This window comes from Tenacibaculum sp. Mcav3-52 (assembly GCF_022347665.1).
GTDB classification, from domain to species: Bacteria; Bacteroidota; Bacteroidia; order Flavobacteriales; family Flavobacteriaceae; genus Polaribacter; species Polaribacter mesophilus.
Genome location: NZ_JAKRGE010000001.1, coordinates 272606 through 286550, shown reverse-complemented (window position 1 = coordinate 286550; position 13945 = coordinate 272606). Strand labels below are relative to the sequence as shown.

The 13945-nt window shown below is 31.0% G+C and carries 12 protein-coding genes; 7 read left to right on the top strand and 5 right to left on the bottom strand.

What is annotated here, in order from left to right; translation table 11 throughout:
* Nucleotides 1-44 precede the first annotated feature (44 nt).
* The 6 genes from tssD (at nucleotide 45) to MHM83_RS01385 (ending at nucleotide 5197) form a co-directional block, all read left to right on the top strand.
* Nucleotides 45-2153, top strand: a complete 2109-nt coding sequence (gene tssD, locus MHM83_RS01410; RefSeq protein ID WP_239178194.1) for a type VI secretion system tube protein TssD — start codon at nucleotides 45-47, stop codon at nucleotides 2151-2153.
* Nucleotides 2154-2225: 72 nt separating this feature from the next.
* Entirely contained in the window at nucleotides 2226-2798 is a 573-nt protein-coding gene (locus tag MHM83_RS01405) for a hypothetical protein (protein WP_239178193.1), read from the top strand.
* A 297-nt stretch (nucleotides 2799-3095) separates the two neighbouring features.
* The gene (locus tag MHM83_RS01400) at nucleotides 3096-3659 is read left to right on the top strand and encodes a hypothetical protein (protein WP_239178192.1); all 564 of its coding nucleotides are present in this window, start codon (nucleotides 3096-3098) and stop codon (nucleotides 3657-3659) included.
* 60 nt (nucleotides 3660-3719) lie between these two features.
* Nucleotides 3720-3881, top strand: coding sequence for a hypothetical protein (locus MHM83_RS01395; RefSeq protein ID WP_239178191.1), 162 nt, complete (start codon nucleotides 3720-3722; stop codon nucleotides 3879-3881).
* A gap of 71 nt (nucleotides 3882-3952) precedes the next feature.
* Complete coding sequence (locus MHM83_RS01390; RefSeq protein WP_239178190.1) at nucleotides 3953-4510, top strand: hypothetical protein; 558 nt, start codon at nucleotides 3953-3955, stop codon at nucleotides 4508-4510.
* Nucleotides 4511-4612: 102 nt separating this feature from the next.
* A complete protein-coding gene (locus MHM83_RS01385) occupies nucleotides 4613-5197 on the top strand; it encodes a hypothetical protein (RefSeq protein WP_239178189.1) in 585 nt (194 codons plus the stop codon).
* 106 nt (nucleotides 5198-5303) lie between these two features.
* On the opposite strand, the gene MHM83_RS01380 is transcribed toward MHM83_RS01385, so the two are convergent.
* On the bottom strand, nucleotides 5304-7271 hold the full coding sequence (locus MHM83_RS01380) for a DUF5689 domain-containing protein (RefSeq protein ID WP_239178188.1): 1968 nt from the start codon (nucleotides 7269-7271) through the stop codon (nucleotides 5304-5306).
* Nucleotides 7272-7284: 13 nt separating this feature from the next.
* A complete protein-coding gene (locus tag MHM83_RS01375; protein ID WP_239178187.1) occupies nucleotides 7285-10035 on the bottom strand; it encodes a TonB-dependent receptor in 2751 nt (916 codons plus the stop codon).
* 188 nt (nucleotides 10036-10223) lie between these two features.
* Here MHM83_RS01375 and MHM83_RS01370 point away from each other — a divergent pair, with 188 nt between their 5' ends.
* Nucleotides 10224-11276, top strand: a complete 1053-nt coding sequence (locus tag MHM83_RS01370; protein ID WP_239178186.1) for an endonuclease/exonuclease/phosphatase family protein — start codon at nucleotides 10224-10226, stop codon at nucleotides 11274-11276.
* A gap of 32 nt (nucleotides 11277-11308) precedes the next feature.
* Here the strand turns inward: MHM83_RS01370 and MHM83_RS01365 are convergent, their stop codons facing one another.
* The 3 genes from MHM83_RS01365 to MHM83_RS01355 all read right to left on the bottom strand — a co-directional run bounded on the left by MHM83_RS01365 (nucleotide 11309) and on the right by MHM83_RS01355 (nucleotide 13852).
* Nucleotides 11309-11653, bottom strand: coding sequence for a hypothetical protein (locus MHM83_RS01365; protein ID WP_047790766.1), 345 nt, complete (start codon nucleotides 11651-11653; stop codon nucleotides 11309-11311).
* A gap of 66 nt (nucleotides 11654-11719) precedes the next feature.
* A complete protein-coding gene (gene recJ, locus MHM83_RS01360) occupies nucleotides 11720-13405 on the bottom strand; it encodes a single-stranded-DNA-specific exonuclease RecJ (RefSeq protein ID WP_239178185.1) in 1686 nt (561 codons plus the stop codon).
* Between the two features lie 21 nt (nucleotides 13406-13426).
* A complete protein-coding gene (locus tag MHM83_RS01355) occupies nucleotides 13427-13852 on the bottom strand; it encodes an OsmC family protein (RefSeq protein ID WP_120186037.1) in 426 nt (141 codons plus the stop codon).
* Nucleotides 13853-13945 lie beyond the last annotated feature (93 nt).

Genomic DNA, 13945 nt, shown 5'->3' with positions numbered 1-13945 from the left:
GTTAAGTTTCTGTATAACAGTGTTTAGCTATAAAGAAAATTACTATGAATATAAAAGCCAAACTCTTTGTGTGTGGAGAGGAACGAGAATTAATCTCTACTAGTTTAAATTACATTCGTCTTACCGATTGGAACGGCAAACCTACATCAGCCCTAATGGGAGGTGCTTTTACCGTTACTTTTAAACCAGAAATGTACGATGATACCTTTATTGAATGGATCATAGCGGATAGAAAAGACAATAAAAAAATACGTCATCCTTTTAATCTTTATCTATTAAGAGATGGTAAAGTAGTTTTTTATGAAGATGATTTTGACGGAGTAGAACTATTCCAATACAACTTTCAAGACGGTGTACTTATAAACTACCATGAGGTTTTTGATAATCAAAAAGGTATGCAGGTTACCTTAACCATATCGCCTGCAATGCAAGATTATCGTTTTTTTAATAATAGTACCGATTGGCGTAGAAAAAGCCCAACTCGTTATATAAAACCATGGCAAGAGAGTTTTATACCGCCTATAGAAGATACTCCTTATAAGGCACAAGAAGAGACAACACCTCGTGTTGTAAAAGTAAACTGGATTAATAAGAGTAATGAAGTTGTAAATAGTAGTCATTACGAAGAAAACTTGGGTCTTGAAATAGATTTAAATAATCCTAATGGAGGAAAGATAAAAATTAGTATTGCAAAAAAAGATAATACCAATTTTGATAATAATACTAAAGAAATAGTTTTAGAAGAACATGTTACTGGTAATAAAGTAACTATAACCGACTTTAAAATAAAGAAAGAGTGGGAAGATTTTAAAAATGTAGAGATAGATGAACTGGTTGCTACTGCAACCTATTTTAATAGTACTAAAGAAAGTACACAATTAAAGATAGAACCAAAACCTAAAATATTAGTAAGCTTTAGACCAAATGATAATTGGAAAGGAGAGTTTGGGTTTGATTGGATTAGAAAAAATGATACTAGTTTATTTAGAGATACTAAATTTGAAGATATTATATCTAAACAATATAAGGATAGTGCACACACTATTTTAGAGAAAAATCCAAACCAATACAAGGGACACTTTAAAAAAGACCCCAATCAGTTTAAAAAATTAAAAGAGAAAAATTACGGTTCTGTCAAAGTACCATGGAAGAAGGTTACAGATGCTAGTGGTAAGCAAGTTGACTATACGCACTATACAGAATGGATGAGTTTAAAAAAAGGTAAAGAAGCTAAGGTTAAAATTCATATAGATGTTACCGAAAAAGGAGATTATTTACTATTTGAAGACAATGAACATTTTACCATTACTCCTAAAAAAGTAGATATTAAAAATAAAGGCGGAAAGAAAAAGCTAAGCGATATTGTTACCATAAAATGCGATAAGGAGTTTACAACCAGCCAAGAAATAATTATAAAAGCGTATAAAGAAAACCAGCAAGAAGGTGTTGTGACAGGTAAAATTAATGTATGGGCGAACGATGCGTCTAAACACAAACAGAAAAAAGTGGTGTTTGTACAGATAACAACAAAATTAAATAGAAATTCAAGAGTTAATACATCAGATGCTTCAAGAGAAAAAGGTAGAATTAATAAATATTTAGAACAAGCTTATATACAATTACATCCAGATTCTGTAATAGTTGACATAGACTTAAGGTCTGATCCTGATTTTTCAAGGTTTATTAAAAACAATAAAATTCAAAATGTAAGTACTCCAGTAGCTGCAATACCTGCAACAGCTACCACTCCTGCAAAGCCTGCGATTCCTAGAGAAAGTATTGTTAGTTATTTAAAAAAGAAACTAAAAAGTATAGATGCTAAATATGATAACCCTGACTTTTTTAAAGCTTTTTATTTTGCTGAGCATGGTTACCATCCCAACGGTAATTTAAGTGGCTTCTCTGCTGCTAATGCAGACTATGTCGTAGTATTTAAGTCGGCTAACGACCAAACGGCTGCGCATGAGTTTTTACATTCATTAAATTTAGCACATACTTTTACCAATATCGAAGCTTCTGCTAATGCAGAATTTACCTATCAATATAGTAAAACAGATAATCTGTTAGACTATTCACATCATAATCCAAGAAATAACAATAATCGTTGTAGCCTATTTCATTGGCAATGGATAAAAGCTAATAATTCAATTTAAAAAATGAAAAAACTCTTAATTGTATTTACAATACTAAGCTTCACTAGCTGTATAGCTCAAAAAAACTTAAAAATGGAACAAGAAATTATCATACCAGAAATAACTAAAAAATTTGAGAAGTTCAATATAGAAAAATTCCAAATTAAAAACCTTTCTAAAGTAGTGGAAGAAGCTGATGAAGGGCATATAGTTTATACAGGAGATACAAAAAAAACAAAAGTTAAATCTGGATATAGTAAGGGGATTTATTTAAAAGACAGCTATTTTTCTATAACTAAAAACTTTTACCCAAATGGAGGGCTTGAGATTAAAGGAATTTCATTTAATAATGGTTCAGAATTTGGAACATGGTATGAGTTTAACAAAGAAGGGAATCTAATTAATGAAATTAATACAGATGAAGGCTACGATTTTGGTTGGTTAGATGTTATAAAATATTGCCATAAAAAAGATATTCAATTAGAAAAGGGGTATCCTAAACGAGGTGGTATTAAAACTGAAATTTACAAGAATGAAGAAGAAGGTAAAAAGGTATGGACAATAAGCTATTACAAGCCTAAAACAGATGAGTATATAGAAGTTACACTTGATGGGAAAACAGGAAAAGAAATTAAACGAAGAGATTTAGAGTTTATAGGTAATTAAGTTATATATTTTCTGCTATCAACTTAGTCTTATTTTGAGTTTTTACATTCATTAAATTTAGCGCATACTTTTACGAATATAGAAGCTTCTGCTAATGCAGAATTTACCTATCAATATAGTAAAACAGATAATCTGTTAGACTATTCACATCATAATCCAAGAAATAACAATAATCGTTGTAGCCTATTTCATTGGCAATGGATAAAAGCTAATAATTCTATTTAACAAATGAAAAAACTCATATTTATATTTACAATATTAAGCCTCACTAGCTGTATGGCTCAAAAATCTTTAAAAATGGAACAAGAAATTATCATACCTGAAATAACTAAAAAGTCAGAAACTTTCAATATAAATCTTTTTAATAGAGAATTAGATAGTATTTCAGGTAAAAGAATTATTGTAACTAAAAAAGAATACTTAGAAGAAGAATCTCAAAGTTATGGTTACATACGTAGAATTTATTTAAATAACTCTTATTTTATGGTTTCTAAAAAATACTTTGAAAATGGAAATATTAAACAAAAAGGGATTTCATTTAATAATGGTTACCCTATAGGTTTTATTTATAAGTTTAACAAAAAAGGAAAACTAATTAATGAAATTAATACCGATGAAGGCTATGATTTTGGTTGGTTAGATATTATAAAATATTGCCATAAAAACGATATTCAGTTAGAAAAGGGTTATCCTAAACGAGGTGGTATTAAAACCGAAATTTACAAGAATGAAGAAGAAGGTAAAAAGGTTTGGATAATAAGCTATTACAAACCTAAAACAGATGAGTATATGGAAGTTACACTTGATGGAAAAACAGGAAAAGAAGTTAAGCGAAGAGATTTAGAGTTTATAGGCAATTAAGTAATATGTTTTCTGCTATCAACTGAGTCTTATTTTGAATTTTCACATTCATTAAATTTAGTGCATACTTTTACAAATAGTATTTCTACTAATGCAGAATTTACCTATCAATATAGTAAAACAGATAATCTGTTAGACTATTCACATCATAATCCAAGAAATAACAATAATCGTTGTAGCCTATTTCATTGGCAATGGATTAAAGCTAATAATTCTATTTAAAAATGAAAAAACTCGTATTTATATTTATAATACTAAGCTTCACTAGCTGTATAGCTCAAAAAAACTTAAAAATGGAACAAGAAATTATTATACCAGAAATAACTAAAGAGTTTGAAACTTTTGATATTAAAGAATTTAATACCAAAAAACTAAATGAAGAAGTTCGTAAAAAAGAAGATGATAAATTAATAATTCTTCTTGATTATTCAAATGGTTATAGTAAATCAGTGTATTATGACAAAAACGCATTTAGTGTGGTGAATAATTACTACTTAAATGGTAATATTGAAATTAAAGGGGTTCGATTTAATAATGGTTCAGAATATGGAACATGGTATCATTACGATGAAAAAGGAAATTTAACTGAAGAAGAAAATATAGATGAAGGTTACGATTTTGGTTGGTTAGATGTTATAAAATATTGCCATAAAAAAGATATTCAATTAGAAAAGGGGTATCCTAAACGAGGTGGTATTAAAACTGAAATTTACAAGAATGAAGAAGAAGGTAAAAAGGTATGGACAATAAGCTATTACAAACCTAAAACGGATGAGTATATAGAAGTTACACTTGATGGGAAAACAGGAAAAGAAATTAAACGAAGAGATTTAGAGTTTATAGGTAATTAAGTAATATTAATAGAAGAGAAGCATTGAAACGAAAAATGTAATACTTAAATGTGCTTTTATCAAATTGATTAAATATTTAACCTAAAAATATAACACATCTCTGTGAAAAAGAATATAGATAGACAAATAGAGAAACTTATTAATCCATCCGTGGTTTTAAGAATAGATGGTTTAAGTAAATCAAACCCTGAGTATGATTTATATTTTTTTAGCACTTTACTACTTTGTATATGGGAAAGTCTTTATAATAAAGATTTGAACCCCTCTTATCATATAAAAGATTCTGTTGGGAATATATATTTTAATGAAGAATTACGAATTAAGATAAATAATGGGGTTAATACAATTGTAAAAACAGCAAAAGGGTTAAGGCTAGAAAACAAGCCAAAACCTTTTTTTATGAGTATATATGACTATTTATATATAGAAGACTCAAATAGTAATAAACTATATTGTTATAGCAAAGAGCTTATGGGGACTAGTTTGTTTAATAGTAGTATGTTTTCAGTTGAATTAAAAAAGCCTATAGATGAATTAACGCAAGAGGATTATTATAGTTTTCTAGGGAAAAACTTTAAAGGGAATAATGGTCGATTAATAAATGGAAAGGAAGAAAAGGTGTTTTTAACGTTACATAACTATAATCAAAAGAAAAGCGTGTGGAAAACCCGTCTACTTACATTTTGATAAATATTTTGTGTTTATTAAAAACTAAGAGCATGAATCTAGTGTCACTTAGCTAAAAAAAACAACCCAAGGTTTAAGCCTTGGGTTGTTTATATCAAAAAAGAGATTATCTTACTCCAGGTGTAAAAGCACCAGGAGCATCTTGAGGTGCATTTGTAGTACCTGCATCTCCTGTGTCATTCCAAATATCCCATTCTGCAAATGTATATGTTGGGTTTCCTTGTGTTACTGAAGCTTTGCGGTAAGCTCTACCATCTTCAAATTCGTGATTTGTACCAGATCCATCTTCCCCAATAACTCCAAAGATATCGATTACAGTTCCGCTTGGATCTACTAGCTCTAATTGGTCGTCTCCGTTAGAATCTGCTGCTGCAGAAGTAGACTCCATATCAGCAGTAACACCATATATACTTGAGAGTTCTGCAGCATTTTTGGCAATTACAAAAGTACTAGTTCCAGCTATGGTTTTACCAGATAAGTCAATTGAAGATGTTGATGAAGTAGCATCATTTGTATATCTTCTAATTGTCCAACCTGTTAAGTCTATTGGATCTGTTCCAGAATTATATAACTCTATAAATCTAGCATTAGCATTATTGTTAGGGTCTGCTAATTCAGAAAAGAAAATAGCATTAGTAGTAGTACCTCCACATGTAACATAGTCTTCTGTAAAATTAAGATCAGTTTCGTTTCTTAAATAGATTTGAGGAGTACCTTCAAAAACAGTCATAATACCTGTTATAGCCCCTTTTTTATCATTTACATTATTGTTAGCAAAAGTTGCCTCTTTTCTAACATAAGTGGTTAAAGGAGTACCATCACATTCAGTGATTAACTCGTTATTTCCATTATAAATTTTGGTATTGTCTTTAAACTGTACTCCATTAATTTGTACTAATTTACTTTCGTAATCACCGGTTAAAGCCTGAGCGAAAGTGATAGTTTCAGGGGTTGGCAAAGTACCTGCTGTAGATTTAATAATACTAGAAGGAGAAATGTTTAATTGTAATAAATCGTTATATTCACTTAGTTTAGTTCCTCCAACAGCGATTTCTACTTCGTCTCCTAAGTTTAAGTTATGATCTCCACTAAAACGTAAAGCAATACCAGCAGTAGGATCTTGAGCAAATGCACTTAAGGGGTGTAAGTTACCAGCAGCTAAATCAGAAGTAATAACTACTTTTATTTTTAAGTTTTTTGTAATTGTTGCTTCTCCACTACCTTTATAAAAGGCTTTAACTTCATTTAAAGTAGCGTCAATAGGAGGTGCGTTACAACCATATTCATCAGTAAAGTTAATATCATTAGTGTTTCTAAGAATTAATTGATAGTTACCAGCAAATTCATCTAAAATAGCAGTAATGCTACCTTTGTTATCAGGGATATAGTATTCTTTGAAGCTAACAAATTTACTTGTTGAAATATCAATTTTTTCAAAAGTTTCACAAGAAGTCATGGTTCTTGTAATATAACTATTGTCTTCAGGGTAAGCATATTGTAATCCTTTTGTTTCAGATTGGAGGTTTTCAATTTTAACTAAGGTATTGATGTGATTTTCAGTTAACTCACCAATTGTTAAAGTAGTTGGTATAATATCAACGATTTCAGAAGACCTATCTATTTTACTTATATAATCGTTAGCGCTTATTCTATCAGTACGATTACCAGTACCTTTGATACCTATTTCAAAAGCTGAATATGGTTTGCTTAAGGCTAAACCTTTTAGTTTTACATATATTTTTCTTCCTATATTATATCTAGCACCTAAGTTAGCATCATCAATTTTAATTACAACTCCTACTGTGGGATTTTCAGGCTTGTCTTGAATAACTAATTCTTTATAGAAATTTCCTTCTCTGTCGTCAGAAACAACATAACCAAAGATAGTGGTGTCGTCATTAAATTCAACTATATTACCGTTATATTGTGCTATGACTTCGTCTAAAGACTTTAAGTTCTCGTATTGTTTATCTGGTCCAATAGTTGGTAATTCAAAATCATTATTGTCAACACATGAAGCAGAAATTGCAATAAAAAGTATTGCAAAAATCTTGTATAAATTTATTTTTTTCATTTTAAGTGTTTTTTTAGAATCTATAATTTAAGTTTAAGAAATAAGTAGTGCCTCTACCGTACCAATATTTACTCCCGAAAATAGGTTTTTCACGAGATTTATCATTACGTAGTTCGCGGTAATTTGCATTTCTTCCTTGTTCGAAACCTCCTGTTTTATATTCTTGGTTGAATAGGTTATTTACACTTGCAAATAAGCCGATATATTTACCATCACCTACTTTCCATGATTTTCCTCCAATAATATTTACTACAACGTAGTCGTCAAATTGTTCTTGTTGTAATAGTTGTCTAGCTAATATTGGGTCATAATCTGCAAAAGCAGCACCGTCTACATCTTCAATAAAGTTAGATGATCTTGTAAGTGGAGCTACATCAATATAAGCCTCATCTAAATAATTTAAAGTGGCACCAAACCACCAATAATCTGGGTCTCTATATTCAAAACCAAAAGAGTATGCTTTTTGAGGTCCTGCAGCTAGTTTATAATTTTTTAAATTAGATTTCCTACTTTCAAAACTGAACGAAGGATCGTCAGATTTTAAGACGATATCAGGATTATTATTATATGTGTATTGACCAATGTTTGCGGCCCCTTTTAATTTAATTGTAGGAGTAACTTGTGCTTCGATACCCAACTCAACCCCAAAGTGTCTTTTATCAATACCGGTTAAGATTTCTTGGATAAAATAAGAATTATCTTGAATATCTCCTCCAATACCGTCAGCAAAGTAGAATGAAATTTCTGTAGCATCTTTAATGTCTGTATAATAACCTGTGATTCTTGAAGTAATTAAAGGGCTTCTAAAAACATAGCTAACATCTCCAGATAATATTTTTTCACTATTTAATTCAGCAACATCAGCAACTGTAACATTGTTAGCTCTTGAGTTGGCAAAAGAGTTACGCAGAGAAGGTGCTTTTGTAATATAACCTCCGTTTACATCAATTAAGTGACGACCAGAAATTTTATAGGTTAATCCTCCTTTAGCTCCATAGTTAAAGAAATCTAACTTATCTGATTTTCCGTAAGAGTTAGTTGGAAAGTATCCGTTTTGGAATAAACCTTCTCTTTGGTGTGTAGTATTGTTCGCTTGTCCTGCTATATAAAAATCAACTTTGTTGTATTTGAACTGTAACTGAGCAAAACCGCCATATACTTCAGAATTGAAGATATAGTTGTATTTAAAGCGGTCTCCTAGTCCAATTGTTCTATTAGGAGTTAAAAGATTGCTTTGTTGTTGGTTAAAATTATCACCAAAAGTATTTACATCTAAATAACCTACAGCTCCAAGCATGTCTATTGGAGAAGCAAAGTTTTCAGACTTTAACTTTCTATACTCACCACTTGCAGTTAGTGTAATATTTTCATTTAACTCTGAAGATAAAATCATATTAGCTGTTAATTGCTGATCATCGTTTCTATCTTCATATAAAATTACACGAGCATTTTCTGGACTACCTTCGTTTCCAATATACAATTCATCCCAATCAATTTGTCCATCATTTTGGAAACCAGTTAATGATTTGTATGCATTTTCATAATCTGGTCCATTAGGATCTGATAAATACCAGCTTGGTAACTTTCTATAATACGTAGGATCAGGATTGTTAGCACCGTTATAATCTAAACGACTGTTACCTATTTCTCCAAACTGAAAACCAATATTAGTGTTTAATGTAGTGTTTTCAGAAAGGTTCCAATAGTGGTTCAACATAACAATTGGTTCGTATAATCTCTTAACTCTTGAGTTTCTGTTTTTGTCTCCTTGTTTTCCCCAATATGAGTTATAACGAATTCCTTTAATATCAAAAACCTCTTGAGTATTTGGTGAAGATTTTCCTCTTTCGTTCTCTGCAGCAATCACAGTTAAGTTTAAGCTATGAGCATCGTTAATTTGCTTTTCAAGTGACAAAAAGATGGAGTTGGCATCGTAAAAAGTACCATCAACATACCCTTCGTTACCAGCTCTTCTACTACCAGAAACAGTTATTGCCCATCCATTAGCTAATAAACCTGAAGAATATGTTGCCATTAGACGGTGGTTGTAACTTCTATTAGAAGAAGCATAAGAAATACGTCCACCTTCACTATATTCAGAAGCTCTTGTGTTAATATTTGTAGAACCTAAAACACCACCAAAAGCATAGTTTGAAGGAGTTAGTCCATTACTAAACTCTTGGTTACGCAATACATCGTTTAAACCTCCCCAGTTACTCCATTGAGGTCTTCCGTTGTATAGTTTGTTCATTTCAATTCCATTAATCAAAACTTTACCATTTTCAGAATCTAAACCACGTACTCTGTAAAAAGAGCCACTCCATTCAAAAGCGGCAGTACGTAAATATACATCTCTAGAGGCTTGTAGTAAACCAGAAATGTTATCAGCAGCACTAGTATCATCATTTAACTCATCATCTGTAATAGTGATGGTGCTTAAATCTTGATCTTCAGATAAATCTTCATACATAAAGATTGTGCCTAAATTTACTGTTTTTCCAGATAGTTCAACTGGAAAATTTTGGGTTTCATACCCGTTTAATGATACCGTTACAATTTGTCTTCCGTTTGGTAAACCATTTAGTGTAAAAGCCCCGCTGGCGTCTGTAGTACTCGAGACGCTTACTTCTTTTATACTTACAGAAACACCTTGCATAGGATTTTCAGAATCGCCGTTTATTACAATCCCCTTTACAATGTTCTGTGCATTCAAGCCAAATAAACCTGAAAAAAGCAATAACATTGTTATCGTAAAATTTTTCATAAATGATTGTTTGTAAAATATTTAAATACATTTGTTTCCCATAGCTAAAAAATAAAGCGAAAGGGAGGCAAAACTACGAAAATTCTAATTGTGTTAATATTAAGTTAAAGTTACTAAAAATGGTTTTATGTAAATTATAGATTTTGGCTTGAAAATTGTTTTTACTTTTGTTGCGTAAAATTTATTAAATGAGAAATATAGCTTTATTTTTAGTCTTAACTCTTGTTGTTTTTTCTTCATATGCGCAACAAGGAGCAAAAAAATATAAAATAAGAACTGTTGGTTTTTATAATTTAGAAAACCTTTTTGATACCGAAAATGATCTTGAAAAGAATGATGAAGCAAGTCCCATCATGGAAATGAAAGGAGATAAAGAAGAGGTATATATAGATAAAATAGATAAACTTGGAGAAGTTATCTCACAGTTAGGAGCTGAAAAGACAAAAACGAGTCCAGTAATTTTAGGCGTTGCTGAGGTTGAAAACAAGAAAGTTTTAGAAGATTTAGTAGCATCGGAAAGGTTAAAAAAGAAGCGTTATAGTATTATTCATTTTGACTCTCCTGATAAAAGAGGGATTGATGTTGGGTTGTTGTATCAACCACGTTATTTTAAGCCAATTCATTTTGAGGTATTTAATCCTAATATTTACAGTCAAAACAGAAAGGTATATACACGCGATATTTTATTAGTATCGGGTTATTTAGATGACGAATTAATACATGTTATTGTAAATCACTGGCCATCTCGAAGAGGAGGGGAAGCGAAGAGTAGACCATTGCGTGAAAAAGCCGCTTATAAAGTGAAGCAAATTATAGAAAAAATTAAGCTGAACGACCCAAATCCAAAAGTGTTAATTATGGGTGATTTTAACGATGATCCTATTAACTCTAGCTTTAAATCTGTTTTGCAAACTAAAAGTAAGAAGAAAAACGTTAAAGAGGGAGATATTTATAATCCTTATGAAGATATGTTCCGTCGTGGATTTAATACATTAGGGTATAGAGATAATATTAATTTATTTGATCAAATTATGTTTACTTCTCCACTATTAGATAAGGGAGAAAAAGATTTTTTAACCTATAAAATGTTTAAATCAGGAATCTTTAATAAACGTTTTTTAACACAAAAAAGTGGTCGTTATAAAGGGTATCCTTTCAGAAGTTTCTCTTATGGAAAGTATACAGGAGGATATAGTGATCACTATCCGGTATATATGTACTTAATTAAAGAAGATAAATAATTATAGAAGGCTTGCTAATTTTGCAAGCCTTCTTAATTTCTACATAGCTCATTTAGATAATTATTCATTCTTAGTTGAAATAGTGTGCCTTTTAAAAGGTCGTCTATCTGCCACAGTTCGACTGAAGAAACTGCCATGCTAACTTTATTAGAAGGTGTTTGTAGTAGAATGGATCTACAGTCTTTACCTTTACTACAAGTAGCGCAGTTTTTTTGAAGTTTTGAATCAGTAACTTTTTCTAAAAATAATTCAATTTCTTCTTCAGTTAAATGAAACCCTGTATCTCTAAATATTAATTGAACTAGCTTAGAGTTGTTATCTTTCCAGTGAAATGAAATACCTATGTTGTTGTCGTATATTTTAGTAATTCCGTCCATAACTATATTTTATTACCGTAACAAATATATAAGATTATTTGGAATTATTCTAAATAAAAGTAGCGGCTATTTTAAGTCTTTTAAAATCAATTGTATAGTTGTGTGTCCGTTCCATGTGTTTTCATCTAAAGTATATACAATGTCAAAATCGTTTTGAGCGATGGCTATTTTATTTCCTAGACCAAAACCTATGGCATTATATGTTTTTTGGTCTGAACCATAAATAAGGTTTAGTTTTAAATGACTTTTGTCTGCGCCAACTTGTTTACCATATCCATTATCTCTTACTGCTGAAGTAGTAAAAATTGGTTTCATGTTTAGCGGACCAAAAGGTACCATTTGTTGGACTATACGGAAAAACTTAGGTGTAATTTCTGATAGGTCAAGCTCAGCATCAATAGTGATTTCTGGAGTTAACAAGTCTTTATCAATAGTGGCTTTCACTACTTCTTCAAACTTATTTTTAAAATTTTGATATTGCTTGGGTAATAAAGTTAAACCCGCTGCATATTTATGTCCACCAAACTGTTCAATAAATTCTGAGCATTCTTCTAAAGCATTATATACATCAAATCCTTTTACTGAACGAGCTGAGGCAGCCAATTTTTCACCACTTTTAGTAAAAACCAAGGTAGGTCTGTAGTAAGTTTCTGTTAAACGAGAAGCTACAATACCAATGACTCCTTTGTGCCAATTTTCATCAAAAACTACTGTGGTGTATTTCTCTTGCTCGTTGTTATTTTCAATTTGAAGTAAGGCTTCTTGTGTAATTGCTTTGTCCAGCTCCTTTCTGTCAGAATTGAACTTTTCAATTGCAGCAGCAAACTCAACTGCTGAATCAAAATCCATTTCGGTTAATAATTCGACAGCATAGTTTCCATGTTTCATTCGTCCAGCAGCATTTATCCGCGGAGCAATGATAAAAACTACGTCTGTAATGGTAAGTTCTTTTTTTTGCAATTGATGAATAATAGCCTTAATACCATTTCTAGGTTGTGAATTAATGACTTGTAATCCATGATAAGCTAGAACTCTATTTTCCCCAGTCATCGGAACAATATCAGCTGCAATTGCAGTAGCTACTAAATCTAAATACGGAAGTAAGTCTTCAATTGTTTGATTTCTTTTTGAAGCTAATGCTTGAATTAATTTAAAACCAACACCACAGCCACACAGTTCATCATATGGATAGTTACAATCCATTTGCTTAGGATTTAAAATAGCAACTGCCTTTGGAATTTCACTTCCAGGTTTGTGGTGATCGCAAATAATAAAATCAATTCCTTTTTCAGTAGCATAGGCAACTTTATCAATAGCTTTAATTCCGCAGTCTAAAGCTACGATGAGAGAAAACCCATTGTCTTCAGCAAAATCAATTCCTTGAAAAGAAACACCATATCCTTCTTCATAACGATCAGGAATGTAGGTTGCAATATTAGGATGTATTGTTTTTAGGTAAGAAGATAGTAAAGAAACAGCTGTAGTTCCGTCAACATCGTAATCGCCAAAAACTAAGATATTCTCGTTGTTTATTATAGCTTTTTCTATACGTTGCACAGCGATTTCCATATCCTTCATTAAAAAAGGATCATGTAAATCACTTAACGAAGGACGAAAAAAATGTTTTGCATCATCAAAGGTTTCTATTCCACGTTGTACTAAAATTTTAGCCAAGGTTGTATCGATAGATAATTCTTTGGCTAACTGTTTTACTTTAAAGGTGTCTGGTTGCGGTTTTAATGTCCAGCGCATAGCAATTTTATCGAAAATAGATTAGTTATTATGTAAGTGAATAGCAGTAGTTACATCAGCAAATTTTCTAAACATTTCCATAACACCACAGTATTTTTCTATCGATAAATCTACTGCTTTGTTAATTTTTTTTTCGTCTAAATCACTACCGTAAAAATGATAATCCACTAAAACTTTATGGTAATATTTTGGGTGCTCTTCAGTTAATTCACCAGTAACAACAATTTTAAAATCATCAATTTTTACACGCATTTTTTCTAGCATAGGTACGATATCTAAACCAGAACAGCCTGCTAACGATGAAAGCATCATAGCTTTAGGTCGTAAACCAGTATTATTTCCTCCATGCTCTTCAGAAGTATCAATAACTATTGAGTGTCCACTAGGGTTGTCACTTTCAAATTGCATGTTTTCTTTCCAAACGGTTGTAACTGTGTTTGTTGCCATATCTTGATAATTTTTTGTTTATTGCGTAAGTAAGTCTGTGTGTATTTCGACTTAGTACATTTAAATAGTAACACAAACTTACAGTAAAAAGTT

Bases quoted from the DNA above. Each gene is read 5' to 3' on its own strand.
- tssD (WP_239178194.1), top strand. From the start codon at position 45: ATGAATATAAAAGCCAAACTCTTTGTGTGTGGAGAGGAACGAGAATTA.
- MHM83_RS01405 (WP_239178193.1), top strand. From the start codon at position 2,226: ATGGAACAAGAAATTATCATACCAGAAATAACTAAAAAATTTGAGAAG.
- MHM83_RS01400 (WP_239178192.1), top strand. From the start codon at position 3,096: ATGGAACAAGAAATTATCATACCTGAAATAACTAAAAAGTCAGAAACT.
- MHM83_RS01390 (WP_239178190.1), top strand. From the start codon at position 3,953: ATGGAACAAGAAATTATTATACCAGAAATAACTAAAGAGTTTGAAACT.
- MHM83_RS01380 (WP_239178188.1), bottom strand. From the start codon at position 7,271: ATGAAAAAAATAAATTTATACAAGATTTTTGCAATACTTTTTATTGCA.
- MHM83_RS01375 (WP_239178187.1), bottom strand. From the start codon at position 10,035: ATGAAAAATTTTACGATAACAATGTTATTGCTTTTTTCAGGTTTATTT.
- MHM83_RS01370 (WP_239178186.1), top strand. From the start codon at position 10,224: ATGAGAAATATAGCTTTATTTTTAGTCTTAACTCTTGTTGTTTTTTCT.
- MHM83_RS01365 (WP_047790766.1), bottom strand. From the start codon at position 11,653: ATGGACGGAATTACTAAAATATACGACAACAACATAGGTATTTCATTT.
- recJ (WP_239178185.1), bottom strand. From the start codon at position 13,405: ATGCGCTGGACATTAAAACCGCAACCAGACACCTTTAAAGTAAAACAG.
- MHM83_RS01355 (WP_120186037.1), bottom strand. From the start codon at position 13,852: ATGGCAACAAACACAGTTACAACCGTTTGGAAAGAAAACATGCAATTT.